This window comes from Microbacterium sp. 2MCAF23 (assembly GCF_052115565.1).
In the GTDB taxonomy this organism is placed as follows: Bacteria; Actinomycetota; Actinomycetes; order Actinomycetales; family Microbacteriaceae; genus Microbacterium.
This window is the reverse complement of the sequence record NZ_JBFRGY010000003.1, coordinates 219,267-244,281: the sequence shown is the minus strand read 5'-3', so window position 1 is coordinate 244,281 and position 25,015 is coordinate 219,267. Positions and strand designations below refer to the sequence as shown.

19 protein-coding genes are annotated in these 25,015 nt (G+C 70.6%); 5 read left to right on the top strand and 14 right to left on the bottom strand.

Features of this window, described 5'->3' with window-relative positions:
* Nucleotides 1-10 precede the first annotated feature (10 nt).
* The 9 genes from AB4078_RS04575 to AB4078_RS04535 form a co-directional block, all read right to left on the bottom strand.
* On the bottom strand, nucleotides 11-2,416 hold the full coding sequence (locus AB4078_RS04575; protein WP_441976132.1) for an HAD-IC family P-type ATPase: 2,406 nt from the start codon (nucleotides 2,414-2,416) through the stop codon (nucleotides 11-13).
* Complete coding sequence (locus AB4078_RS04570; protein WP_441976131.1) at nucleotides 2,413-3,708, bottom strand: MFS transporter; 1,296 nt, start codon at nucleotides 3,706-3,708, stop codon at nucleotides 2,413-2,415. The genes AB4078_RS04575 and AB4078_RS04570 overlap by 4 nt, the downstream gene beginning before the upstream one ends.
* Complete coding sequence (locus tag AB4078_RS04565; RefSeq protein WP_440731993.1) at nucleotides 3,705-4,292, bottom strand: helix-turn-helix domain-containing protein; 588 nt, start codon at nucleotides 4,290-4,292, stop codon at nucleotides 3,705-3,707. The genes AB4078_RS04570 and AB4078_RS04565 overlap by 4 nt, the downstream gene beginning before the upstream one ends.
* 160 nt (nucleotides 4,293-4,452) lie before the next feature.
* Nucleotides 4,453-5,157 (bottom strand): ABC transporter ATP-binding protein, encoded by a 705-nt coding sequence (locus AB4078_RS04560; RefSeq protein WP_440731994.1) that lies wholly within the window; start codon nucleotides 5,155-5,157, stop codon nucleotides 4,453-4,455.
* A complete protein-coding gene (locus tag AB4078_RS04555; RefSeq protein ID WP_441976130.1) occupies nucleotides 5,154-6,047 on the bottom strand; it encodes an ABC transporter ATP-binding protein in 894 nt (297 codons plus the stop codon). Before AB4078_RS04555 ends, AB4078_RS04560 begins: the two co-directional genes overlap by 4 nt.
* A gap of 76 nt (nucleotides 6,048-6,123) precedes the next feature.
* Nucleotides 6,124-8,778, bottom strand: a complete 2,655-nt coding sequence (locus tag AB4078_RS04550) for an FtsX-like permease family protein (RefSeq protein WP_441976129.1) — start codon at nucleotides 8,776-8,778, stop codon at nucleotides 6,124-6,126.
* A complete protein-coding gene (locus tag AB4078_RS04545; protein ID WP_441976128.1) occupies nucleotides 8,775-11,129 on the bottom strand; it encodes a hypothetical protein in 2,355 nt (784 codons plus the stop codon). Before AB4078_RS04545 ends, AB4078_RS04550 begins: the two co-directional genes overlap by 4 nt.
* A gap of 149 nt (nucleotides 11,130-11,278) precedes the next feature.
* A complete protein-coding gene (locus AB4078_RS04540; RefSeq protein ID WP_441976153.1) occupies nucleotides 11,279-12,544 on the bottom strand; it encodes an MFS transporter in 1,266 nt (421 codons plus the stop codon).
* Between the two features lie 37 nt (nucleotides 12,545-12,581).
* Nucleotides 12,582-13,787: a trans-sulfuration enzyme family protein gene (locus tag AB4078_RS04535; RefSeq protein ID WP_441976127.1), complete on the bottom strand. Its 1,206-nt coding sequence runs from the start codon at nucleotides 13,785-13,787 to the stop codon at nucleotides 12,582-12,584.
* A 113-nt stretch (nucleotides 13,788-13,900) separates the two neighbouring features.
* Between AB4078_RS04535 and AB4078_RS04530 the strand changes: the two genes are divergently transcribed.
* The 3 genes from AB4078_RS04530 (at nucleotide 13,901) to AB4078_RS04520 (ending at nucleotide 18,182) form a co-directional block, all read left to right on the top strand.
* A complete protein-coding gene (locus tag AB4078_RS04530; RefSeq protein ID WP_440731999.1) occupies nucleotides 13,901-14,377 on the top strand; it encodes an Lrp/AsnC family transcriptional regulator in 477 nt (158 codons plus the stop codon).
* Between the two features lie 107 nt (nucleotides 14,378-14,484).
* Nucleotides 14,485-17,022: a bifunctional lysylphosphatidylglycerol flippase/synthetase MprF gene (locus tag AB4078_RS04525; protein ID WP_441976126.1), complete on the top strand. Its 2,538-nt coding sequence runs from the start codon at nucleotides 14,485-14,487 to the stop codon at nucleotides 17,020-17,022.
* Nucleotides 17,023-17,132: 110 nt separating this feature from the next.
* The gene (locus AB4078_RS04520; protein ID WP_441976125.1) at nucleotides 17,133-18,182 is read left to right on the top strand and encodes a peptidoglycan DD-metalloendopeptidase family protein; all 1,050 of its coding nucleotides are present in this window, start codon (nucleotides 17,133-17,135) and stop codon (nucleotides 18,180-18,182) included.
* Nucleotides 18,183-18,252: 70 nt separating this feature from the next.
* On the opposite strand, the gene AB4078_RS04515 is transcribed toward AB4078_RS04520, so the two are convergent.
* Both AB4078_RS04515 and AB4078_RS04510 read right to left on the bottom strand, forming a co-directional pair.
* Nucleotides 18,253-18,783, bottom strand: a complete 531-nt coding sequence (locus AB4078_RS04515) for a hypothetical protein (protein ID WP_441976124.1) — start codon at nucleotides 18,781-18,783, stop codon at nucleotides 18,253-18,255.
* A gap of 7 nt (nucleotides 18,784-18,790) precedes the next feature.
* The gene (locus AB4078_RS04510) at nucleotides 18,791-19,201 is read right to left on the bottom strand and encodes a DUF4383 domain-containing protein (RefSeq protein WP_440732003.1); all 411 of its coding nucleotides are present in this window, start codon (nucleotides 19,199-19,201) and stop codon (nucleotides 18,791-18,793) included.
* A 244-nt stretch (nucleotides 19,202-19,445) separates the two neighbouring features.
* On the opposite strand from AB4078_RS04510, the gene AB4078_RS04505 reads away from it, so the two are divergent.
* Nucleotides 19,446-21,332: a bifunctional metallophosphatase/5'-nucleotidase gene (locus tag AB4078_RS04505; protein WP_441976123.1), complete on the top strand. Its 1,887-nt coding sequence runs from the start codon at nucleotides 19,446-19,448 to the stop codon at nucleotides 21,330-21,332.
* A 23-nt stretch (nucleotides 21,333-21,355) separates the two neighbouring features.
* Here the strand turns inward: AB4078_RS04505 and AB4078_RS04500 are convergent, their stop codons facing one another.
* The 3 genes from AB4078_RS04500 to AB4078_RS04490 all read right to left on the bottom strand — a co-directional run bounded on the left by AB4078_RS04500 (nucleotide 21,356) and on the right by AB4078_RS04490 (nucleotide 24,474).
* Nucleotides 21,356-22,183, bottom strand: a complete 828-nt coding sequence (locus tag AB4078_RS04500; protein ID WP_441976122.1) for a transporter substrate-binding domain-containing protein — start codon at nucleotides 22,181-22,183, stop codon at nucleotides 21,356-21,358.
* Between the two features lies 1 nt (nucleotide 22,184).
* Nucleotides 22,185-23,900 carry an amino acid permease gene (locus AB4078_RS04495; RefSeq protein ID WP_440732006.1) on the bottom strand — a complete coding sequence of 572 codons (1,716 nt, stop codon included), beginning with the start codon at nucleotides 23,898-23,900 and terminating at the stop codon, nucleotides 22,185-22,187.
* A 142-nt stretch (nucleotides 23,901-24,042) separates the two neighbouring features.
* The gene (locus AB4078_RS04490) at nucleotides 24,043-24,474 is read right to left on the bottom strand and encodes an SRPBCC domain-containing protein (protein ID WP_441976121.1); all 432 of its coding nucleotides are present in this window, start codon (nucleotides 24,472-24,474) and stop codon (nucleotides 24,043-24,045) included.
* A 160-nt stretch (nucleotides 24,475-24,634) separates the two neighbouring features.
* On the opposite strand from AB4078_RS04490, the gene AB4078_RS04485 reads away from it, so the two are divergent.
* On the top strand, nucleotides 24,635-25,012 hold the full coding sequence (locus tag AB4078_RS04485; protein ID WP_441976120.1) for an MmcQ/YjbR family DNA-binding protein: 378 nt from the start codon (nucleotides 24,635-24,637) through the stop codon (nucleotides 25,010-25,012).
* The last annotated feature ends 3 nt before the right edge of the window (nucleotides 25,013-25,015 follow it).

Sequence of the window (25,015 nt, the reverse complement as noted above, 5' to 3'; positions counted from 1 at the left end):
GCCCCCGAGGTCAGGAGCGGACGGCCGCCTCGCGCCGCTGCCGGCGGCGGGACACGGCACCGTAGATCGCGCGCAGCACGGTTCTGGCGCCGAACCGTGCGGCGATCCCTGCGGCGCCGAACGCGCACGCGATCAGCACCGCCCGTGGATCATGCAGATCGACGTCGAACACCCTGGATCCGAACGGGGTGAGGATCACGACGAGCATGCCGCCGATCATGGCGCCGACGAGCCCGATCTTCCACGGCCGGAACGGGCGAGCCACGCTGATCAGTACGAAGAACGCGACGATCACGAGGGCCAGGAACGCCGTCGACGAGGTCAGCTTGCCCTCGGCGTGCCCCGTCCCGAACACCGTGCGCGCGGTCAGATACGCACCGTAGGACGCGAGTGCCGCGCCGATTCCGCCCGGCACCGCCGCATCCAGCACGCGGCGCACGAAGCCGTCCTGCGCGCGCGCCGTGTTCGGGGCGAGGGCGAGGAAGAACGCCGGGATCCCGATCGTGAACCACGCGATGAGCGTGACGTGCCGAGGCAGGAACGGGAACGGCACCGCGGTGACGGCCACCAGCAGCGCCAGAAGGATCGAGTACAGCGTCTTGGTGAGGAACAGCGTCGCGACCCGCTCGATGTTGCCGATGACGCGGCGCCCCTCGGCGACCACGTGCGGCAGCGTGGCGAACGAGTTGTCCAGCAGCACGATGCGCGACACAGCGCGCGCGGCCGGCGAGCCGGATCCCATCGCCACGCCCACATCGGCGTCCTTGAGCGCGAGCACGTCGTTGACCCCGTCGCCGGTCATCGCCACGACGTGACCGTCGCCCTGCAGCGAATGCACCATCGCGCGCTTCTGCGTGGGGGTGACCCGGCCGAACGCCGTGCGGCCCTGCACCTCAGCGTCGAAGTGCGCGGAGTCCGGATCCAGGGTGCGCGCGTCGACGGCATTGCGCCCGTCGGGTACTCCGGCTTCGGCGGCGATGGCGCCCACCGCGGCCGCGTTGTCGCCCGAGATGACCTTGATCGCCACGTCCTGCTCCGCGAAGTAGGCGATCGCACCCGGCGCCTCGGCGCGCAGCCGCTGGTCGAGGATCACGAGCGCGGTGGCGGTGAGTCCGTCGGGGAGACCGTCTCCCGCGGCCTCGGCGCCCGGCAAGGCGGACGCGGTGCGCGCGAGAGCGAGCACGCGCAGCCCCTCCGAGGCGAGCGCGTCGGAACGGGTGCGGGCGGCGTCGCCGACAGACAGCAAGACGTCCGGCGCGCCGAGCACCCAGCTCTCCACCGCGCCGGTCTCGGCATCCGCCGTCTGCATCGCCGCCCACTTGCGCGCCGAGGAGAACGCGATCGACGTCTGCACCGGAAGAGCCGGCACGTCGCCCACATGCTCGAGGATCGCCGTCATGCTGGCGTTGGGCTTGCCCTCCGCGCGCCCGATCGCAGCGAGCGCCGCCTCGATGCGGGCGCCGTCGGTGCCGAGCCGTTCCACGGCCCCCACCCGCATGCCGTCCTCGGTCAACGTCCCGGTCTTGTCCGTGCACACGACGTCCACCCGGGCGAGCTGCTCGATCGCAGGCAGGTCCTGGACCAGGCATTGCCGACGGCCGAGGCGGATCACACCCACCGCCATGGCGACGCTCGTCATCAGCACGAGGCCCTCCGGCACCATCGGCACGAGCGCGGCGACCAGCCCCCGTACCGCGCTGCGCCAGTCCTGTGCATGCCCCCAGATCTGGTTGATGATCGTGAGCACGCCCACCGGGATCAGCGCCCAGGTCACGTACTTGAGGATCTGGTCGATCCCGGCGCGCAGCTGCGAGGAGGGCTTGCGGAACTCCGAGGCCTCCTTGGCGAGCCGCGCGGCGTATGCGTGCTCCCCGACGGCCGTCGCGCGGAAGCTCGCGGATCCCGCGGCGACGAAACTGCCCGACTTGAGCTCGTATCCGGCTCCGGCGAGAACCGGCTCCGACTCCCCCGTGAGCAGTGACTCGTCCACTTCGAAGCCCGTCGCATCGAGCACTTCGCCGTCCACCGGGATCTGATCTCCCGCGGCGACGAGCACGACATCGTCGAGCACGAGGTGCTCCACATCGATCTCCGAGACACCCTCGGCCCGCTCCACACGGGCCGGAGCCTTGCTCAGCAGCGCGAGCCGGTCCAGCGTGCGCTTCGCCCGGATCTCCTGCACCATGCCGACCACGCTGTTGACGATGATGAGCAGTCCGAACAGTCCGTCGATGAGGTAGCCGGTGCCCAGGATCAGCAGGAACATCACCAGGTAGATGCCGTTCACGCGGGTGAAGGCGTTCGCCCGGAAGATCTCTCCGAAGCTGCGGCTCGTGCGCGAGTCGATGACGTTGCTCTCGCCGCGGGACATCCTCTCGACCACCTGTGTGGCGGTCAGCGGAGCACGGGTGATCATCCGCTCACGCTAACAGCGGACGCCCTCTCCTGGCGCAGGGCAGGCAGATAGCAGGCCGCGCCGAGGATGCTGAACGCCCCGGCGACGATCGTCGCGGTCGCCGCCGACGTCGCTCCGGCGAACGCGGTCAGCACCAGCAGCCCGATGCTGTAGGCCCCGCCGGAGACCATGGAGTTCAACGAGAGCACCGTGGCCCGGGTGGACCGATCCGCCTCGCGGTGCAGGAGAGCTGCGTGCATGGGGCCGGCGGCGCCGTGCGCGAGATAGGTGAGTCCGTAGCCGATGAGCAGGCCGACCATCCCCGAGGAGAGCCCCATGAGGACGACGAAGGCTCCGTTCAGGATCCGGCTCAGGATCGCCGTCCAGGCCACTCCGATCACGCCGCTCAGCCTGCTGGCGAGCAGGGATCCGACGGCGAACAAGCCCCACGCGGCGGCCGATGCCGGCCCGAACACCGCGGCGGCCGCCGCTTCTCCGCCGAGCAGGTCCTCCAGCTGCACCGGGGTGAGCGTCTCGAAGGCGATCCTCGCGACCGACCAGAACACCTCGACGAGCACGAGACCCGCCAGCACCCGGGAGCGCACCGCGCGGCGCAGCCCGTCCGCGATCGTCCGCGGGGCCTGCCGCGCGGCGTGCGCCATGGCCGGGAGCACCCGCATCGTTTCAGCCCCCTCCTGAGGGGGCTCCCGGACCAGCGCGATGACGAGGACCGTGTAGGCCGCGTACAGTCCGATCGCCACGACCAGCGGCAGCACGAGCGCGGACAGTCCGGCGAGCGGGTGCCACGCCACCAGGAGGCCGCCGACCAGCGCACCGCCGGCGATCGCGACGCCGAGCACGGTGGCGGCGCGTGCGAGGGGGCGCGCCACCTCGGCGTGCGGATCGTGCTCGTGCACGGCATCGACGAACCAGGCCTCCAGCGCCCCGGAGTCGAGCACGCGGAACACGCCCTGCAGAAGCAGCGACACGGCGAACAGCGCGAACGAGTCGGCGAGCAGGAACAGCACGGCGGCCACCACCGCGAGCACTCCGGACGCGGCGAGCACCGGGCGACGGCCGAGCGTGTCGGCGAGGGCGCCGGTGGGCAGTTCCAGCGCGAGCGCCACGAAACCCTGGATGGCGAGGATGGATCCGATCTCGGCGATCGACAGGCCGCGCTCGAGCGGCAGCAGCACCGTCACCCCGAGCGTCACGCCGACCGGGAGCCAGCGCAGCGCCGAGAGGAGGAGCAGACGCCGCTGCGCCGCGGCGATCGCGATTCCGGCCGCGGCGCCCACGACGCCGGCAGTCACGACTCCTCCGGCGGGTCGAGGTCGATCGGCGTGGACTGCACGACGACGTGCACCCGTCGCGACGCCCGGTCGCCCTCCCCGATGCGACGGTACTTCTCGGCCAGCGCCTCGAACTCGGCGTGGAACTCCGCGAGCTGATCCGGCGTCACCGTGAGCAGCACGTCCTCCAGTCCGAGGCGGTCGACCCACGCTGCGGGCCACGAGCCCTCAGCGTCGAGCCAGCGCTCGGCACGCGCGGCGAACTGCCGCACGTAGTCGCGGCGCAGCCAGCCCAACGCGGCCTGCGCGTCCTCGTCGTCGGCGAAGTCGGAGTTGCTCCAGGAGTGGTAGTCGGTGCTGGCTCGCCAGATCCGTCGCTTCCCGGCGCCATCGCCGGTGTCGGCGACGAGACCGACGTCCTCCAGGGCGCGGAGGTGATAGCTCGTCGCTCCCGTGTTCGTGCTCAGCGCCGCAGCGAGCTCGGTCGCGGTCGCGGGGCCGTGCACGCGCAGCTCACCGAGGAGGCGGGAGCGCAGAGGATGGGCGAGCACACGCACCGCGCGTTCGTCGAGGCGCATGCCGACGGGGTGTTCCGGAGTGTCCATGCCCTCATGCTTGCACGCACAGAATCTGTGCACAAGTATTATGCACGGATTCCATACGCACCTCGGATCCGCGAGACTGCATCTGTGCGACGAGACTGCGTGGCAGAACTGCAGTCTCGTGACTCAGATGCAGTCTCGCTGTCAGTAACGACCGGGTCGGTCAGCGGTGCCCCGTCTTCGCCGCGAGCGCACGGGGGCCGAGCTCGTGCAGCACGCCGTCGTGCAGATCCAGCACCCGGTCCGCGCGGGTGAGCATGGCGGCATCGTGCGTCGCCACGATCGCGGCGGTGCCGCGCTCGTGCACGAGGCCCGCGATGAGATCCATGATCTGCGCCCCGGTCTCGCTGTCCAGCTGCGCGGTGGGCTCATCCGCGATCAGCACTGCCGGATCCATCACCAGTGCGCGGGCGATCCCGACGCGCTGCTGCTGCCCGCCGGAGAGTTCGGCCGGGCGCTGCCGTGCGTGATCCGCCAGTCCCACCGCCTCCAGCGCCCGGGCGACGCGCTGCTCGCGCTCGGCCACGGGCGTGCGGCGGATCCGCAGCGGAACCTCGACGTTCTCCGCTGCGGAGAGCACCGGCAGCAGACCCGCGGTCTGGAAGATCGAGGCGATCCGCTCCCCCAGCACGTGGCTCGCGTCGCCGGCGCTGAGATCGTGCTCATCCAGCAGCACCCGTCCGCTGGTCGGCCGGTCCAGGCCGCCGAGCATCGTCAGCAGCGTGGTCTTGCCGGATCCGGAGCGCCCGGTGATCACGACGAGCTCCCCCGCCGAGACCGTCAGATCGACGTCGCGGACGGCGGTGACATCGCCGCCGGGCGCGGGGAACACCCGAGTCAGCCCTTCCGCGCGCAGCACCTCGGTCATGACTGCTCCTCCTGCGGGGACGCCGCACTCGGCGCCACCCGCACGTGGTCGGGCTCCAGCGTCAGGCGCACACGGTCGCGCAGGTCCAGCGCACTCACGAACTCGCCGGGCAGCTGCATGCGGCCGGCCCGGTCGAGCACCGCGAACTCCTGCGCGGTGCGGACCTCGCGCCCCTCGTCGTCGGTGTGGGTGCTGCGCAGCGTCTCGGTCGAGGTCCGGCCGTCGCGGATCCGCACGGTCCGGTCGACGTGCTCGGACACCGCGGCGTCGTGGGTCACGATGAGCGTCGTGACGCCGTGCTCGGTGTTGACGGCCTGCATCGCGGCGAGCACATCGGCGCTGGTGCGCTCGTCCAGCTCGCCGGTGGGTTCGTCGGCGAGCAGCACGCGTGGTTCGTTCGCGAGCGCGACGGCGATCGCGACGCGCTGCTTCTGGCCCCCACTCAGCTGTGCAGGCCGCTGGTCGGCCACTTCTGCGACGTCGAGAAGCTCCAGCAGCGCCTGCGCGCGACCGGCGCGCTCCCCCGCGGGCACGGTGCGGGCGACGCCGTGCGCCAACGCGATGTTCTCCCGCGCTGTCAGATACGGAACCAGATTGCGCCCGGACTGCTGCCAGACGAAGCCGACGCTGCGACGGCGATAGCGCAGTCGCTCCGCGGCGCGCATCGTCACCAGGTCGTGCCCGGCCACGCGGGCGCTGCCGGCGGTCGGCGCGTCGAGCCCGGCGAGGATGCCGAGCAGCGTGGACTTGCCGGATCCGGAGGCGCCGACGAGGGCGACCATCTCCCCGGCCCCCACGCGCAGGTCCAGGCCCTGCAGCGCCTGCACTTCCACGCCCTTGGCGGTGAAGATGCGCACCAGTCCCTCGCATGCGATGTCGACATCGGTCATCGCCAGCTCCCTCTCCGTGCGGTCATGATCCCTCGTCCCTCGTCGCCGTGGCGTCCTTCTCCTCGGCCGTCATCCGTCATCCCTCGTCATCCGCGACCCTGATCGCATCCGCGCTGCGCAGCCGCATCGCCGCAGCCGTCGCCAGGAGCACGGCCACCGCGGTGACCGCCGCGAAGCCGAGCACCGTCGCGGCCAGCCAGGTCACGGGGAGGCTGAGCGCGGGGGCGTTCTGCCCTCCCGTGAAACCACGCAGGTCCAGCGCCCCGACCACGAGCCACGACATCGCGAGGCCGCAGACGACGCCCACGGGAAGAGCCACGACGAGCGCCGGCCCCACCTCCCAGGCCACGAGCGGCAGCTCCGCCCGCCGCGGATACCCGACGGCGCGCAGCAGCGCGAGCAGCCGGGCGCGCGGCGTGGATCCGAGCAGGAGTGTCTGCATGATGGCGAAGACGAGCAGAATCGCCACGATCGCCGTCGCGACGAACAGCGCGACGCGCAGCGCGGACGACGCCGGATCCGAGGCCGCTTGCGCGATGATCTGCTCGGCCGTCGTGGCGGTGGCTGTCGCGCCGAGCCGCGCCGTCAGCGCTTTCGCGACCGCACGCGGGTCGTGGCCGGGCGCCACGGAGGCGAACAGTCTCGTGACCAGGGGCGAGGCGACGCCGAGCCTGTCGATGTTCGCACGGTCGACGATCACCCACTTCTCCGCGCTCCCGAACGGCGTCGGCTGCGCGGTGCGCGCGACGACCTGCACCGCGTGCCCGTTCACCGTGAGCGCGTCGCCGAACTGCGCGAGCAGCTGCTCCGAGGCGACGACCGGCACGGATCCACCCGATGCCGACGCCAGCGACGCGGGCAGCGGCAGGGCGCCGTCGGAGCCCCGCTGCACTCGCGCGAAGGCATCCCGGTCGACCGCATAGACGCGCACCCGGTCGGAAGCACCGGACGAGGCGCCCTGACCGATCTCGTCGGCGTCCAGCGTCGCGACCGCCTCGACGCCGGGGATCTTCCGTGCGGCCTCGATCTGCGCGTCCTCGAAGTACGGCATCGACACGGCCACGTCCGCGCCGGTGGCGTCCCGCGCCGTGCGGCTGATGCCGTCCGAGACGGTCGCCGCGAACGACACCGAGAAGACCGCCACCGCGATGCCGATCACGGCGGCGAGCGCCGGCGCGGTGCGCAGCGCGGCATCGCGCAGAGCCCGGGCCGGGCCCAGAAGAGCGATCAGCCCGGTGCGGCGCCCGGCGGCGCGGTGCAGCCCGTCCAGCAGCAGCGGGAGCAGCCTCAGCACCACCACCGTGCCCACCGCGCCGATCAGCACCGGCATCGCGAGCAGCACCGGATCCGCCCGGACCGCCTCGCCACGGCTCAGGAGGAGGACGGCGAACGCGACGGCGAGCACCACGACGACGGCTTCTGCGAGCATGCGCCGCCACGGCCGCGCCCGCTGTCCACTCCCGTCACGGCGTTCAGCACGGCGCAGGTCCGCGATGACGGTGAGCGGCACGGTGCAGGCCGGGACGAGCACCAGCACCGCTGCCACCAGCCAGGCCAGAGCGTGCGGTCCCTGCGGCGACAGCGCCGCCCCGACCGCCAGCCCGATTCCCGCGCCGAGCGCCCCGAGCACGAGCGCCTCCCCGCCGAGGACCGCGGACAGTTGCGACAACGACGCGCCCCGGGCGCGGGCGAGCGCGGCGGCCCGCCAGCGACGCAGTGCCAGCTGCCGTCCGGCAAGGCTCAGCACCACCGCAGCCACCGCGAGAGGACCCACGGCAGCGACCGCGACGACCGCATCGAGCGCATCAGCCCTCGCCACTCCGCGATCGAGCGCATCCGCCACCGGGGTGACGTAGACCAACCCGCGGTCGTAGAACGAGCCCACCGCCCCGACGTGTATCGGGTTCGCCAGGAAAAGTCGCAGCTGCGCGCCGACCTTCGCGGCGCTGCCCGAATCAATCGCCTCCTTGTGCACGGGGATCCAGGAGAAGGTGGAGGTCTCCGCACGCAGTTCGCCGAGCATCCCCGCCTCGTCCGGTGCCATGAAGCCGACGGTCTGCAGGATGATGTCGCCGTCCGACGTGTATTTGATGGCGGGCTCGACCGAGCCGACCAACATCTTCCAGTCGAGCTCGTCACTGCCGTTCGGTGCCACCAGGCCGGTCAGCCGCACGACGAGATCCTGCCGGTGCCGGGTCTCGCCGACTTTCCAGTCCAGCGCCCGGGCCGCTTGCGCCGTGAGCACCACTTCGATCCCCTCTGCCGGATCCGTGCTCTTCGGGTACTCGCCCTGCACGAGCACGCTGCGCCGCGCGAGCCCCGGATCCATGACGAGCTGCACCAGGTTCTTCGGAACGGCCCGGTCGGCGAAGAGGCCGGTCGCGCCGAAGGCGCCGATCATCCGAGGAGCGCCGAGAACGCTCCGCAGCGGCTCGGGCTGCCTGTCCCGGGCCGTTGCGACGACGCCCAGGGGCCCTGACCACGCATCGACTGTCGACGTCCCCTCCAGGCCGGCGATGCCGGAGTACGCCGCAGTGAGGGATCGACCCACGTCGGGGATCCCGTCGATCTGGTGCTGCACCGTCGCGGTGCGGGCCTGGTCGATGAGCGCGGGCACCAGCACGCCCACGAACGTCAGCGCGGCGATCGCGAGCACGAGGAAAGCGGAGAGCAGCGGCGCAGTGAGCACGGTGCGCAGGATCACCGTGGGCGCGGCGGGATGGCGCGTCATGAGCCGCTCCCCCACATGACCGGCAGCACCACGGCCACGACGGCGAGCCCCGCCGCCACGCCGCCGAGCGCGCCGAAGATAGCGATGCCCGTCACCTCGGCGAACCTCGCGGACCGCTGTCGTACGGTGCTGAGCCCGAGGGCGCGCAGCGCGGTGCGCTCCTCCGTGCGGCGGGACCGATCCGCGGCGACGGCCGAGAGGAAGCCGAGCAGGCCCAGGAGGGCGGCGGCCGCAGATCCCAGGGCGAGCAGGATCGCGGACGACCCCGTGATCGGAGCGTCGCTCACCGCGGCGGGGGTGAGGATCCGCAACGGGGTCTTCGCCCGGGAGCGGATCGTCGCGGCCACGGATGACGGATCCGAGGTCGCGACCCACAGCTCGTTGGCGGGCAGCCCCTCGGCCATCGACGTGGCGGCGGTGCGGTCCGCGAGGATCCCGGGGCCGGATCCGACGCCCGCGATCGTCGGAACGATCGCGGAAACCTCAGCCTCCAGGCGCGCACCCTCGGGTCGCAGCGTGATCGCGAACCGCGTCCCCTGCGCGGCGCCGAGCCGCTGCGCGAGAGCCGTGGTGATCGCCACGGGCAGGCGGCCACCGGATCCGGCCGTGAGCGCCGCCCGGTCCGCCGCGGGCAGCGCCACGGCCGACGGGTCGACGGCGACGAATGCCACGGTGTCCGCACCGACCTCCGCGTCCCGACTCAGCACCTCGGCGGCAACGGTGACCGTCGGCAGCGCGGCGGTCTCCGCTGCGGTGAGCGGCACCGCCTGCTGTGCACCGACGGACGCACGGACATCCAGCCCGAGCGCGGCCCGGACGGCCGAGTGGTCGACAGCGGCGGCGAGCGGGCCCACGCCGACCGCCATCGTCGCGGATCCCGCGGCGAGGGCAAGGCACAGGATCGCGACCGCCGCGATACCCGCCCGCCGCGCGATCTGGCGCAGCGGCAGCACGGGCATGATGCCGCGACCCCGGCGGGTGACGCGTTCGGCGATCGCTGCGACGAGCACGGCGAGCGCCGGGACGAGCAGGCCGAGTGCGAGCAGCGATGCGGCACCGGCGGCCGATGCGACCGGATCCGCGGTGCCGTCGTCCGCGACCACGCCGCCCCGCGTGAAGAGCTGCCAGAGCGCGAACCCCGCCAGAGCCGTGACGACCAGCGCCGGCAGCAGGAGTCCCAGCACGATCCCCCGACCGGCATCGGAGCGTGCCACCGCCGCCGGCGCGGACGCACGTACGGCGGTGAAGGCGGCGGCACCGGCGGCGATCAGGACGGTGAGCGCGGCGGCCACGATCGTCGAGGCGCCAGGGACTCCTGCGGGGAGCAGGGCGACCAGCGCGAGGACGGCGCCGATGCCCGTCGCCGCCGTGGCCTCACCGGCAGCCGCAGCGGCGACGCCGGTGGCTGCGGCGCCGCGCGCGCGGATCAGACGCAGTTCTTCCCGGCGGGCTCCCGCCAGTGCGGTCAGGATCACGGCGATCGCGATCGCCCCGAGCGCCACGATGATCGCAGTGGGCACCGCCATCATGCCGCGGGCGACCGCGACCGCCCGGGTCTGGCGGTCCAGCAGGTCGCCGAGCGCGCCCTCGACCGCGGTGTTGGAACTGTTGTCCGCGTCGACCTCGGCGGGAAGCTGTACCAGCCGGGCCAGGCCCGCGCGGTATCCGTCCAGCCTGTCGGCGGTCAGTGAGGTCGGCTGGACGGTCCAGGTGATTGTCGGCGTGGTCCACAGCCGTGCCATGTCGTCCGCAGTGATCAGCACCGGCCCTGCCGCGCCTTCGGAATCACCGGAACCCACCGCGGGGTCTCCCGCCCAGGTCGGATCGGCGGGATCCTTCGCCGTCCAGGTGCCGACCACGGTGACGTCGACGATGCCCCCGGACGCATCCGGACCGAGCGGGATCCGATCGCCGATCCGCCACCCGCGCGTCTCCGCGGCGGCCGCCAGCACGGCCGCCTCGCCGGAGCGTCTCGGCCACTCGCCGTCGACGAGCTCGCCGCGATCGGCGATGCCCTCCCCGCCGATCGCCTGCACCGCATCGGGGTTGCCGACCGAGATCTCGCTCACGGCCATCCGGCTGACCGCGATCGGGGTGCCGGCGAACGCCTTCGTGATCGCCGCTCGCACAGCGCGGTCCTGCGCGTCAGGATCCTCCGCACGCAGCGCCGTGACCTTCGTGACGCGCGTTCCCGGTTCGGCGTGTTCCGCAACCTGGCGCGCACCGTCGCCCACGAGCCGGACCGACAGCGCCTCGGTCGCCCCGACGCCGAGCACGACGAGTCCGGCGGCGAGCAGCACGAGCACGAGTCGCGCGGTCTGCTGCCGCGCCCGCCTCACCGCAAACGTCATCGTCCTCGCCTGTGTCACCGACCGCCGCGCGCGCTCGTCGCGGGATCGTTATCGATCCGAACGAAACACACTTCCCCATCCTGGAGGCAGCGCTGCGACCGCGCAACGGTGTTCTCCGCTGCGACCGGGCGCAGCACGCACACGCGCGTTCAGGCCTCGCGCGCCGCGATCTCCTCCGGTTGCGGCACACCGTTCGCGGCCGCGGGCAGCCGCCGCTCGAGCGCGATCGTCAGAGCGCAGATCAGCAGGGAACCCGCCACCATCGCCACGATGAACCAGATCTGACGCCCCTCGCCGAGCAGCATGCCGGCCGCGATCGGTCCGGCGATCGCCCCGCCCTGGAAAGCCGCGGCGTTGATCGCGTTGTATCGCCCGCGGCTGCGGTCGGAGGCCAGATCGTTGCAGATCGCGGGCACCGTGGGCTGCAGCATGGTCTCTCCGAAGGCGAAGACGCCCATGAACAGCAGCACGCCGATCGCTGAGACCAGAGTCTTCGGCAGCAAGCCGGTGAGCCCCAGCAGCACCCAGGAGAACCCCCAGACCAGGGTCATCACCTGCATCACGCGGGTGCGTCGGTGTCCGGCGATGAGCTTCAGGACGGCGAACTGCAGAAGCACGATGACGGCGGTGTTGACCGCGAATGCGAAGCCGATGACCTGCGTCGAGACGCCGGACACCTGGCGGGCGAAGGCCGGGAACCCGCCCTCCATCTGCCCGTAGCCGATGAACACCGCGAGGAAGGTCAGCAGTGTGAGCCAGAGCACCGCCGGACGGCGCAGGATCTGCCGGTACCCCTCCGCCGGCTCTTCGTGCTCGTCGCCGGGCTCGGCATGCGTGCGCACATGCCGCAGCGGCCCGAGCAGCAACGCCATCGGGATCAGCGAACTCGCGGCGTCGATCAGGAAGATCGCCACGAACGTCTCGGGCCGGTGCACGTCGACGAAGAAGCCGCCGAGGATCCCGCCCACGCCGATGCCGAGATTGATCAGGGCGAAGTTCACGCCGAAGTACTGCTGGCGCAGCTCACCGGCGACGATCGTGGCGATCAGCGCATTGAACCCGGGCCATGAGACGCCGAAGTTCACTCCCATCAGCACGAGCGCTATCGCCGCCACGACCGGCGATGTCGCGAACGCGAGAAGGGTGCAGCCCGCGATCATCGACGCGAGGCCCGCCAGCAGGATCCGCCGGGCGCCGTAGCGATCGATCAGGGTGCCGGCGGGTGCGGTGACCACCAGCCCCGTCACGGCGATGACGCTCATCAGCGCACCGGAGACGCCCAGGTCGAACCCGCGCACCTCGTGCAGATAGATGATCGTGAAGGGGAGGGTCAGCCCGCGGCCCAGCGTCTGGATCGCGACGGTCGACAGCAGCCAGCGCCCGGTCGTGGGCAGCGCTGTCCAGAAGGTTCTCATTCCGGTCACCCGCCAAGTCTGCCGGGTGCCTCGGACATCACTCCGCGCGGACGGCGATCCTGGCCAGCGCCTGCGCCAAATCGCCGATGAGATCCTCCGGATCCTCCAGCCCGATCGAGAGCCGAACGATGTCGGCACCGGGACGAGCCTCCGCCGCGACCGGCCGGTGCGTGAGCGCCGCCGGGTGCTGCACGAGGGAGTCGACGCCGCCGAGCGACACCGCGTGCGTGAACAGCCGTACACAACCGGTGAGGGCCTCGGCGGCGTCATAGCCGTCCCGCAGTCGCACGGCGATCATGGCGCCCCCGCCGCGCATCTGCCGCGGGATGAGACCGCGCTCGTCGCCGATGCCGGGGTAGAACACCTCGGCCACGGCGGGGTGTTCGGCCAGCCACGCCACGACGCGCTCGGCGGAACGCTGCTGCCGTTCCATGCGCACGGGCAGCGTCGCGAGCCCGCGGTGCAGCAGGTACGCACCGAGCGGATGCAGCAGCGCACCGGTGATCGCACGGACGCGACGCAGCGCCCGCGCGGTCTCCTCCGAGCACGCGATGACGCCGGCGATCACATCGCCGTGCCCGCCGATGTACTTCGTCGCGCTGTGCAAGGACATGGCGGCGCCGAGATCCAGGGGGTTCTGCAGCAGCGGGGTCGCGAACGTGTTGTCGACGACCACGGGCACATCACCCGCCTGTGCGACGACCGCGGCGATGTCGACCAGGTCCAGGGTGGGGTTGCCCGGCGTCTCGACGACCACGAGGCCCGTGTCGGAGCGAAGGTGCGCGTGCACCTCGTGCTCGGCGCAGAACGTGGTCTCGGCGCCGAGGAGCCCGGAGTCGAGCAGGTGATCGGTGCCGCCGTAGAGCGGACGGACCGCGACGATGTGGTGCTTGCCGGCCGCCATGGTGTGCGACAGGATCGCCGCCGTCATCGCGGCCATGCCGCTGGAGAACGCGACGGCCGCCTCGGCGTGCTCGAGCTCCGCGAGGCCCTCCTCGAAGCGCGCGACCGTCGGGTTCCACAGCCGCGCATAGACGTTGCCGCCGTCCGGCAGCGGCTGCCCGCCGGTCGCCATCGACTCGTAGGAGTCGCCGCCGTGCGCGATATCCGGCAGCGGGTTGGTCGAGGAGAGGTCGATCGGCGCGGCGTGCACGCCGAGGGCGGCGAGGTCTGCCCGGCCGGCGTGCACCGCGACGGTCTCGGGACGCAGGGGCATGTCACGCAGGGAATCGTCGTCGCTCATGCACACAGGATCCCTCCACGCACAGCAAACTGCTATCTGCGTTGCTGCACGGATCCGCAGATGATGTCAGTCTTGTGTTCAACACAACAAACGGGCGATACGAGGAGTGGATCTTGAGCACGGAGCAGCACGGCGTCGACGGCCTCGATCTGCGCATACTCGCCGCCCTGTCCGAGCACCCCGACGCCCCGATCAAGCAGCTCGCGGCCGCGCTGGGGATCCCCGCCTCCACCTGTGCATTCCGGCTGCGCTCGTTGCGCACGCGGGGTGTGATCCTCGGGCTGCGCCTGCAACTGGATCCTGCCGCGCTCGGCCGCCCGGTGCAGGCCGTGATCCGGGTGCGGCTGGGCAACCACAGCAAGACCGGTGTGGAGGCGCTGTTCGACGCACTGGAGACGACCGAGGGCGTGCTGCAGGTGTTCCACATCGCGGGTGCCGACGACTTCCTCGTGCACGTCGCCGTCGCCGATGCGGCCGCGCTCCGCGACATCGTGCTGGAGCGCATCACGGTGCACGACGTCGTCCGCGCCACCGAGACGCAGCTCGTGTTCGAACGCCGCGACGGCTCGGGGCTCGCCGCGCCGCGCTGACAGCCCGGCTGTACAACGTCGCGGAGGTTGGGCACTCTGAAGGGGTGGCCGCCCGCCACCGCGCGGATCCGGCACGAACCGCGCGATCATCGCAGAGAGAGCAGCGTATGACCGCCTCTGACAACGCCCCCGCCGGCACCATCGCTCCCCCGTCTGCACCGCGCGAGACGCCGCGCTGGATCCGCGCTGTGCTGACGTATCTGCTGCGCAATCCGTTCAGCGCGGCGCTGGCCCTGGTCGTGCTGGCCGCCGGATTCGTCACGGGGACGTTCCTCGGACGGTTCCCGCAGGAGTTCGCCGCATCGGTGAGCACCACGATCGAGGACGGCGACTGGTGGACCCCGCTCACCGCGCTGCTGTTCGGAGACTCGGTGATCGGCGGGGTGCTCGCGATCCTGCTGATCCTGACCGCCGGCGCGTACGCGGAGCGCAAGCTCGGCAGCGTCCGCGCCGCGTGGACCTTCTTCTTGACCGGCGTCCTCGCGATGGTCATCGGCCTGGGCGGCCAGTGGCTGCTGGTCTCGTGGGGCTCGCAATGGGGCCTGCTCGCCAGCTACGACGCCGTTGCGGATCCGACGATCGGCACCGTCGGCATGCTGATGGCGGCGAGCGCCCTCGCCCCGGCGCTGTGGCAGCGCCGCATCCGCGTCGTCGGCTTCACTCTGCTGATGATGTTCGCGCTGTACGCCGCGGACAGCGACAGCGTGTTCCGGCTCATCTCCGGGGCGCTCGGGCTGCTCCTCGGCCTCGTGCTGGCGCGCGGCGCGATACGGCCGACCTGGCATCGCAGCTCCCATCGCGAGGTGCGCACCCTGGTCGCGGCCATTGTCGGCGCCACGGGACTCGGGCCGTTCATCGTGCTGATCTCGGGCGCCTGGTACTCGCCGCTCGGGCTCGTGGTCTCGGGATTCTCCCCGATCGAGGCCGCCACCATGCCCAAGTCCTGCGTCGATGACTTCACCGCCGACTGCGTGCGCCAGGCCGACGCGATCCTCAACTCGGGCCCAGGGCCGTTCCTGGTGAGCCTCGTCCCACTGGTGCTCACGCTGGTCGCCGCCTGGGGGCTGCGCACGGGCCGCCGCGCCGCGTGGATCATGGCGCTGGCGGTCAACGCCGTGATCGCCCTGCTGACGGCCACGTCGGTGGGCATCAACGACCTGCTCGACGACAAGCTCCGCGGCGCCCTGCTCATCGAGGACGGGATCGCGATGGTCCTGGCCGTCCTCGTCCCGATCGGCGTGATCGCCCTGCTGCTGTTCACCCGGCGGCACTTCCGCGTCGCCGCGCCTCCCGCCGCCGTGCGACACTTCATCCTCACCGTGGTCGGTGCGTTCGCTGTGTTCGCCGGGCTCTATCTCGCCATCGGGCTGATCGACGGCGACAACTACCTGGACGGCCAGCCGTCGGTGGGCGAGCTGCTCGCCGACATGGTGCGTCCCTTCGTCTCCAGCGGGCTGCTACCCGCCATCTCCGATGCAGGGATACCGATCGACGGCGCAGCGCTGTTCGTCTACCAGTGGGTGGGCGTGCCGTTCTGGATCGTCTTCATCGTCGCCAGCGTGCGGCTGTTCCGCGCCACCCAGGTGGACCGCGCCGTCGTCGAGGAGGCGCGGTTCCGAGCGCTGCTGCGCGAAGGGGGCGGCGGCACCCTCGGATTCATGGGCACCGGGGCCGGCAACAGCTACTGGTTCACCGCCGACGGTCGGGGTGCCGTCGCATACCGCGTCATCCGCAAGGTCGCCCTGACGGTGTCGGATCCGGTGTGCGCCGAGGGAGCCGAGCGTGAGACCGTCGAGGCCTTCATCGCCTACTGCGAGTCCCAGGGCTGGTCGGCGTGCTTCTACAGCTTCCACGAGCGCTACCTGCCGATCTTCCAGTCCTTCGGCTGGCAGTACATGTCCGTCGGCGAGGAGACCGTGATCGACCTGCCGGGCTTCGAGCTCGCCGGCAAGGCGTGGCAGAAGGTGCGCCAGCCGCTGAACCGCGGCGAACGCGAGGGCATCACCACGCTGTGGTCGACGTGGAACGACCTGCCGACCCGTTACTCGCGGGAGATCACCGCCGTCAGCGAGGAGTGGGTCGCCCACAAGAAGCTGCCGGAGATGGGCTTCACCCTCGGCGGCATGGAGGAGCTCAAGGACTCCGATGTCGGCATCTTCCTCGCCCTCAACAAGGACGGCGGGATCGAGGCCACCACGAGCTGGCTGCCGAGCTGGACGGACGGGAAGGTCACCGGCTGGACCATCGACTTCATGCGCCGCAGCGACGGATCCATGCCCGGCATCATGGAGTTCATCATCGCCTCGGCGGCCCTGCATATGAAGGAGCAGGGCGCACAGACACTCAGCCTGTCCGGTGCACCGCTGGCCACCAAGCCCGGCGAGCAGGCCCCGGATCCGACCATCATGACCCGCCTGCTCGGCTGGCTCGGAGAGATGCTCGAGCCCGCCTACGGGTTCACGTCGCTGTTCCGGTTCAAGAGCAAGTTCAACCCGCGCTACGAGACCATCTACATGGCCTATGCGGATCCGGCCAAGCTCGCGGCCATCGGACTCGCGATCGGCGAGGCCTACCTTCCCGAGGCCACGCCGAAGGAGTATCTGGCGCTCGCGCAGACCATCACCAACCGCGGCGGCGGGCGCTGACGACGTGCTCCGATCGCGCCACGCCGAGACGGCGTTTGACGGCCAATGTATGGAACTCTCAGGAACGATCCGTATTATTACGGAGTTGTAACACCCCTCCGTTCCCCCCGATGGCGGAGACGTCACACCCTCCGCTGCCCGAGGAGCACATCATCAGTTCGCGAGCCCCCGAAACCGCGCACCCCTCTGCCCGCACGACAGAAGCCCCGTCCGCGACCGTCGGCACCACCGCGCCCCGTTCGCGCCGGGAGATGAGGGAGGCCGCCGCACAGGCGACCACGTCCGCGCAGATCTCTGCACCCGCCGGCACCTCGAGCGCCCCGGCCGAGCCGGCCCCGCAGCCGCTGTTCGACCCGACTGCGCCCCAGGCGCGCGTGCCCGCACCTCCGCAGGCCCCCGAGCCGGCGACCCGCTCCGCGGCCCCCGCGCACATCGTCCCCGCCGGCAAGCGTCCCCGCCGTGGCGCCAAGAACATCGGGCGCAGCACCGGCGCCGCCCTCGCGATCTCGGCGCTCGTCGTCGGCACCGCGCTGCCCGCCCTCGGCATGGTGCATGCGGGTGACGCCAAGCCTGCCAACAGCGCATCCGCCGACATCCGCGCACAGTCGTTCACGGCCGCAGGCGATGTGCTTCCCGATGTGCAGGTGCATGGCACGTTCACGGCGACCACGCCCTCCGAGCTCAGCGCGATGCAGGCGGCGACCGCCGCCGCCGAGCGCACCGGCGTCGCCTCGATCGCCAAGCCCGGTCAGGTCATCTACCCGATGGCCGCCGGCTCGTACACGTTGACCGATGGCTTCGGCGCGGCCCGCACCGGGCGCAGCCACATGGGCCAGGACTTCGCCGCCGGCATCGGCACCCCCATCTACGCCGTGGCCGACGGCTGCGTCACGCTCTCGTCCGAGAGCTACCAGGGCTACGGCGTGACGGTCGAGATCGCGCACCCGTCCCTGAGCGGCAGCAACGCCGTCTCCACGCTCTACGGGCACATGACCTACGGCAGCCGTGCGGTCCAGGCCGGCGAGTGCGTCACCGCGGGTCAGTTCATCGGCCGGGTCGGCGACACCGGCTGGACGGTCGGATCCTGCCTGCACTTCGAGGTGCACATCAACGACAGCGCCATCGACCCGCTCGCGTGGCTCCAGTCCAACGTCTTCTGATCCGACGTCGCACGCGAAGAGGCGCCCGCTCCGGCGGGGGCCTCTTCTCGTCTGCACCCCGGGCCGTGGCTCAGTGGTGCGCGTGCGGATCGACGAGCGGCAGATCTGCACCGACCCCATGATCGTGCGGATCCCCGTTCGTCGCGGCATCGGTCTGCGCCAAGCCCGGCATCGCGAGCGCAGCGACGAGGAGGGCCCCCACAGCCACCCCCGCCGCCCGCGACCGGGATGTCCGGACCGGATCCTCCCCCTTGCCGGTCCGGGCCACCCCCGCTTCCCGCATCCGCGCCGCCATCGCTCCCGAAGCGATGGCCAGCGCAGACGAGGTCCCCACCGCGATCACCGGTGCCCCTCCGACGAGGGCGACAGCCCCCATCAGCACCGCGATGATCGCGCCGACCGCTGCGGCTCTTCCCCCGCGGATCCGCCCGGCACGGAGCACGGCGACACCCCAGGCGATCTCCGCGGCTCCGACCACGAGCATCGGCGCCAGCAGCATGATGGCGTTCCCATCGCCGTATGCGCGGGCGACCGCGGCCCCGATCGCCAGGTGGATCAGACCCGCGCCCCAGGCGAGGAGCGCGGGCCAGCTGCGCAGCACGACGACCTCAGGCCATCGCCTCGCGGGACGCGCCGCGTTCGACGCCCAGCCCGACCGCGAGCAGCAGCAGCGCGCTCGCGAGGTGCAGGAAGTGATCGAACGTGTTCAGCGCGAGGATGTTCGCCGCGGTCCCCACGAGGAAGAAACCGACGATGCCGAGCAGCAGGTATGCCGCCCCCACGACGGTGTTGACGCCCTTCGCCGCACGCGTGGACGCGAGGCCCGCAGCGAGCAGTGCGGCGCCGATGAGCAGGTGGGCGACGTTGTGCAGCGGGTTGACCATGAAGATCCCGAGCAGCATTCCTCCCTGGGTCGCCAGGAAGGACACTCCTCCGGTCACGGCGAAGCCGAGTGCTCCGACGACGATGTAGACGGCGCCGAAGATGACGGCGATCAGACGGTTCGGTGACGAACGCATTGCTCCTCCTCGAGTGCGGCACGGTGCCGCTCACCCTCTGTTCGGAGCCGTCTGCGGATCGGATGGGACCGTCTTCGGAGCGTGCGGACCGACGACGGGGCGGAAACCGCGGGAGCCGCGTCCGCACGCCGATCGCCGCTCGCTTGAGCACGCCGCGAAACCGGATCCGCTCGTACGCGCAATGGGAGATTGTTAACGCGCGCGTTGTTGTCGTCGTCACCCGGGCATGGTTGCATCGGTCCTCATGACAGATGAAACACATCTCCACCGCCACGCCGACGCCCCGCAGCCCCGGTGGTGCTCCTGCGCCGTCCCCGATGACATCGAGCAGGAGCGACGCTCAGGGCTGAGCCGGCGCGGATTCCTGACCGGCGTCTCCGCGGCGAGCGCCCTCGCGGCGGCCGGCTGGGTCGCCACCAGCTCCGATTCGGCGTCCGCGGCTGCAGGCGGTGTCGGCAAGTCCGTGACCATCACGATCATGGGCTCCTCCGACATCCACTCGCATGCGGTCAACTGGGACTACTACAAGGACGCGGCGTACACCGACAAGGCCGGCAACGTCGTCGGCCTGTCCCGCGTCTCCAGCGTCGTCAACCAGATCCGCGCCGATCGCGGGCGGGACCGCACGCTGCTCTTCGACGCCGGCGACACCATCCAGGGCACCCCGCTGGGCTTCTACTACGCGACCATCGACCCGATCACCACGAGCGGCGCGATCCACCCCATGGCCGCGCAGATGAACGCGATCGGCTACGACGCGGTGGCCCTGGGCAACCACGAGTTCAACTACGGCCTCGACTTCCTCGACACGTGGATCTCGCAGATGAATGCGCCCGTGCTCGGCGCGAACGCCGTGCACGCGGGAACCACCGTGCCCGCGTACACGCCCTACACGATCAAGACGTTGCACCCGAAGGGCGCCAAGCCGATCCGGGTCGGCGTGCTCGGTCTGACCAACCCGGGAATCGTCATCTGGGACAAGGCAAACGTGAGCGGCAAGCTCGAGGTGCTGGACATCGTCGAGACCGCGAAGCGCTGGGTGCCCGTGATCCGCGACCAGGGCGTCGACGTGCTCGTCGTGAGCGTGCACTCCGGCGACAGCGGCACCTCGTCATACGGCGACGCGCTGCCCAACGAGAACGCCGCGGCACTGATCGCTGAGCAGGTGCCGGGTGTCGACGCGATCCTGTTCGGCCACGCGCACAAGGACATCCCGCAGCGGTTCGTGACCAACGCGACCACGGGACAGCAGGTCGTGCTCAGCGAGCCGATGTGCTGGGGCCAGCGCCTGAGCGTCTTCGACATCGAGCTGCAGCAGGTCAAGGGACAGTGGACCGTCGTCTCGAAGAAGGCCACGAACGTCAATACGAACACGGTTCAGGACGATCCTGCCGTCGTCGCGCTCATCCAGGCGCAGCACGACGCCGTGGTCGCCTATGTGAACAAGCCGGTCGCGACCTCGACCGAGGAGCTCTCCGCCGCGGAGTCCTGCTGGAAGGACACCGCGATCCTCGACTACGTCAACAGGGTGCAGGTCGACACCGTGACGAAGGCGATCGCCGGCACGCCCGAGGCCGCGCTGCCGGTCGTGTCGATCGCCGCTCCCTTCAACCGGCAGGCGACATTCCCCGCCGGGGAGGTCACGATCCGCGACGTCGCTGGCCTGTACATCTACGACAACACGCTCATGGCCTCGGTGCTCACGGGTGCGGAGATCAAGGACTACCTGGAGTACTCCGCGAAGTACTTCCAGCAGGTGGCCCCCGGCGCCCCCGTGGATCCGGCGAGCTGGACCAACGCGCTGAACACGCCCGACTACAACTACGACCAGTTCTCGGGCGTGGCATACGACGTCGACATCGCGCAGCCACAGGGATCCCGGATCCAGAACCTCTCCTGGAACGGCGCGCCCGTCGATCCGGCGCAGAAGTTCGTGGTCGCAGTTAACAACTACCGCCAGTCGGGCGGCGGCGGCTTCCCGCACATCGCGACGGCCCCGGTCGTCTACAACGCGCAGGTCGCGATCCGCGAGGCCATCGTGGCGTACGCCTCGGCGGCCGGCACGATCGACCCGAAGGACTTCCACGTCGTGAACTGGCAGCTCACGCGCGCGGGGACCCCGGTCTTCTGAGCGCTCACGACGCCGTGCCACCTCTACTTCACAGTGGGCGGCGCGGGGATCGCGTAGCCGGACGGGGCGATGTTCGCGTCGAGCGACTTCTTCCATGCCCCGGACGAGATGTAGTCCTTGAGCGCGGTGCGCACGGTGTCGAGCCGGTCGTCGCCCTGCTTCAGGCCGACCCCGTAGCTCTCATCCGTGAAGCCCTTGCCGATCACGCGCAGCACGCCCTTGTATTCGGGCAGTGTCGCGAAGCCGGCGAGGATGAGGTCATCCGTCGACACCGCATCGACGGTGCCCGCCGCGAGGTCGCGCACGCACTCCGACCAGGACGGCACCTTCACCACCGTGATCTTCCCGCGGTAATGCGCGGTGAGGTAGTCGATCGAGGTCGTCCCCGCGGCCGCGCAGACCTTCTTGCCGTCGAGGGTCTCCGGACCGGTGATGGTGTCGTCATTGCGACGGATGAGCAGATCCTGATGCGCCACGAAGTACGGGCCCGCGAACGCGATCTCCTTCTCCCGGTCGGGGGTGATCGAGAACGTCGAGACCACCAGATCGACCTTGCCCGAGGTCAGTGCGCTCACCCGCTCGTCCTGATCGATGCGCTGCCAGGTGATGTTCTTCGTCGGTACGCCGAGCTTGCCGGCGACGTAGTTCGCGGTGTCGACGTCGAATCCCGCATACCCGGAGTCCGTCTTCAGGCTCACGCCGGGGAGGTCGTCCGCAATGCCGATCGTGAGGGAGCCGGATCCGGTCGCGCTGTTGTCCCCGGTGTTCTGCGGGGTCGCGGAGGAACAGCCGGCGACGAGCACCGCCGACACCGCGACGAGGCCTGCCGCGACGAGGCTGAGACGGCGCATGTCACCGTCCCCCTTCGCTCTTGTCCGAGCCGCCATCATGCGGGTTCTTGTCCGGCTCCTCGAGGTTGTCCCACTCGTGCATCTCGATCTCGATGGGACCGATATCGATGCCCTCGTCCTCGTGGTCCTCATCCCGGTCGTGCACGTCGAACTGCACGGTGCCGAGGGCCGCGATCGACTCGGTGCGCGGGCCGGGCTCCCGAGGCGGATAGCGCAGACCGCTGTCAGTCCATTTGCTGAGCATCCGCCCGTCGGTGTGCGCGGCGACCTTCCCCTTTACGATCAGCCAGCCGAGCTCGAAGATCACGAGCAGCACGGGGATCCCCACGACGACCACGACGAAGCCGGTCTTGTGCCAGAAGTACGGGGAGGCCTGCCACCCCGAGATCGCCATGCCGACGATCACGAACACGAGGAACGCGAGGCCCAGGTAACTCGTCCACGGAGTGCCCGGTGCGCGGAACGTGCTCGCCGGCAGCACTCCCCTGTCGCTGAGTCTTCGCAGACGCAACTGACAGATGAAGATCGTGCCCCAGGTGAACACCACCGCGATCGAGGCCGCCTCCAGCGCGATCTCGAAAGCATCGGGGCTCACCGCGTTCAGGATGGATCCGAACACGTAGACGACGGCCGTCATCACGATCCCCGCCCAGGGGACGCCGGACTGGCTCATCTTCAGCGTGAAGCCCGGAGCCTGCTTCGCCATGCCGAGGCTGCGCAGCACCCGCCCGGTCGTGTACAGCCCCGAGTTCAGCGACGACATCGCCGCGACGATGAGGATCGCCTGGATCACGTTGGCCATCCAGGGGATGCCCATCCGCCCGAACACGGTCACGAACGGGCTGATGCCCGGAGTGAACTCGCTCGTCGGCAGGATGCAGACCAGCAGCAGCAGCGCGCCGCAGTAGAAGACGCCGATACGGACGATGACCGCGTTCACGGCCTTCGGCACCTCGCGCTTCGGATCCTCCATCTCGCCCGCCGCGATGCCGACCATCTCGATAGCGGCGTACGCGAAGACGACGCCCGACATCACGATGATCGGTCCGTACCAGGCGAAGCCGTCACCCGAGGGCCAGAATCCGCCGGGGTTGGACCAGAGGTTCTGGATCCCCGCGCGATGCCCTCCGACGTCGAAGCTGAACGCCACCACGACGATCCCGACGACGAGGAAGACGATGATCGCGGTGACCTTGAGCACGGAGGCCCAGAACTCGAACTCGCCGAACGCCTTCGCGGAGAGCAGGTTGACCACGAGCACCACGGCGAGCGCGATGAGCACCGTGGCCCAGGTGGGCATCTGCGGCCACCAGTACTGGATGTACAGGCCGACGGCGCTGAGCTCGGCGATGCCGGTGAGCGCCCAGTTCGTCCAGTACATCCAGCCCGTGTAGTACGCCGCCTTCTCGCCGAAGAACTCGCGCATCCACGACACGAAGGCGCCGGAGGTGGTGCGGTACAGCACGAGCTCGCCGAGCGCGCGCATGAGGAAGTAGGCGATCACGCCCACGAACGCGTAACTGAGCACGAGGGCGGGGCCGTTGCTGTGCAGCCGGGAAGCGGATCCCAGGAACAGGCCCGTGCCGATCGCACCGCCGATCGCGATCATCTGCACCTGTCGGCGGTTCAGGCTCTTCTTGTACCCGGCCTGCTCCGCATCGTGCTCCGCGCCGTGGTCTTCGGCGTGCGTGAGACTCCCGGCATCGGTCTGCGACATGCGATCCCCCTGTCGTTCACCCGTGGTCACCGGTGGGGCGGGTCGCAGGACGGCTCGGAGCATCGGTGCTGACGTGGTACCGAGGATGGCACGTTTTCTGGACCGAGGGCAACGGATCCCCGGCGCGTTCCGGTTCCGGTGCTCAGCCCTGCCGCTCGGCGATGTCCTTCATCGCACGCACGAGGCTGTCCCACATCCTCTTCGAGTGCAGGGCGGCCGCCTCATCGGGGTTGTTGTCCTGACTCAGCGTGAACTCGACCGGGCCGTCCCCCGCGATCGTCCAGGTCAGCGTGTGGTAGTTCTCCGGGATGTCGGGCTTCCCCGTGAGAGGGCTGAAGTGCGTGCAGACGAGACGCCGCCCCGGCTCGGCCTCCAGGATCACGCCCTTGTCCTCATAGGCGCGCCCCTCCCACTCCCCCTGCCAGCGGATCGGCGCCCCGACCGTCCAGTCCGTGACGACCGTCGTCCCGAACATGAACTCTCGGACCGCGTCCGGATCCGTCAGCACCTCCCACACGCGGTCGGGGGACGCATCGATCATGATGCTCGACGTGGCGACCTGGTCCTCGGACATGCTCGACTCCCGTTCGTTCGGCCCTCGCCCCATGATCCGCCGAAATCCGCGGCGCGTACAGGGGCGCAGCGCGAACCGACTCCGGCTCGGCGTCTCCCGCACGCGGCATGATGGGTGCAAGGATCCGGGCTCGGATCCTGCGGACGAGAGGGCTCAGCGCATGACAGGCGACGACATGCAGGACTGGGTGCAGGCGCGTGCCGAGGAGCTTCCCGGCGTCACCGTGGACCAGCCGTTCGGGCCCGAGGTCGACGTCTTCCGCGTGCGAGGACTGATGTTCATGGCGCTCTCGCCGTCCACCCGCACGGGCGTGACTCTCAAGTCCGCGCCGGAGGACGCCGAGGCCCTGCGTGCCACGTATCCCGCGATCATCCCCGGCTACCACATGAACAAGCGGCACTGGATCACGCTGCGCGCCGACGGCAGCCTCGAGCGGGGCCTCGTCGAGGAGCTCGTCACCGAGGCCTACCGTCTCGTGGTCGCGAAGCTCCCGCGGGCGCAGCGCCCAGTGGATCCTGACGTCTTCGGGAGGGTGTGAGCC

Bases quoted from the DNA above. Each gene is read 5' to 3' on its own strand.
- AB4078_RS04520 (WP_441976125.1), top strand. From the start codon at position 17,133: ATGGCGGAGACGTCACACCCTCCGCTGCCCGAGGAGCACATCATCAGT.
- AB4078_RS04505 (WP_441976123.1), top strand. From the start codon at position 19,446: ATGACAGATGAAACACATCTCCACCGCCACGCCGACGCCCCGCAGCCC.
- AB4078_RS04545 (WP_441976128.1), bottom strand. From the start codon at position 11,129: ATGACGTTTGCGGTGAGGCGGGCGCGGCAGCAGACCGCGCGACTCGTG.
- AB4078_RS04510 (WP_440732003.1), bottom strand. From the start codon at position 19,201: ATGCGTTCGTCACCGAACCGTCTGATCGCCGTCATCTTCGGCGCCGTC.
- AB4078_RS04575 (WP_441976132.1), bottom strand. From the start codon at position 2,416: ATGATCACCCGTGCTCCGCTGACCGCCACACAGGTGGTCGAGAGGATG.
- AB4078_RS04540 (WP_441976153.1), bottom strand. From the start codon at position 12,544: ATGAGAACCTTCTGGACAGCGCTGCCCACGACCGGGCGCTGGCTGCTG.
- AB4078_RS04485 (WP_441976120.1), top strand. From the start codon at position 24,635: ATGACAGGCGACGACATGCAGGACTGGGTGCAGGCGCGTGCCGAGGAG.
- AB4078_RS04500 (WP_441976122.1), bottom strand. From the start codon at position 22,183: ATGCGCCGTCTCAGCCTCGTCGCGGCAGGCCTCGTCGCGGTGTCGGCG.
- AB4078_RS04535 (WP_441976127.1), bottom strand. From the start codon at position 13,787: ATGAGCGACGACGATTCCCTGCGTGACATGCCCCTGCGTCCCGAGACC.
- AB4078_RS04495 (WP_440732006.1), bottom strand. From the start codon at position 23,900: ATGTCGCAGACCGATGCCGGGAGTCTCACGCACGCCGAAGACCACGGC.
- AB4078_RS04490 (WP_441976121.1), bottom strand. From the start codon at position 24,474: ATGTCCGAGGACCAGGTCGCCACGTCGAGCATCATGATCGATGCGTCC.
- AB4078_RS04555 (WP_441976130.1), bottom strand. From the start codon at position 6,047: ATGACCGATGTCGACATCGCATGCGAGGGACTGGTGCGCATCTTCACC.
- AB4078_RS04525 (WP_441976126.1), top strand. From the start codon at position 14,485: ATGACCGCCTCTGACAACGCCCCCGCCGGCACCATCGCTCCCCCGTCT.
- AB4078_RS04565 (WP_440731993.1), bottom strand. From the start codon at position 4,292: ATGGACACTCCGGAACACCCCGTCGGCATGCGCCTCGACGAACGCGCG.
- AB4078_RS04560 (WP_440731994.1), bottom strand. From the start codon at position 5,157: ATGACCGAGGTGCTGCGCGCGGAAGGGCTGACTCGGGTGTTCCCCGCG.
- AB4078_RS04550 (WP_441976129.1), bottom strand. From the start codon at position 8,778: ATGACGCGCCATCCCGCCGCGCCCACGGTGATCCTGCGCACCGTGCTC.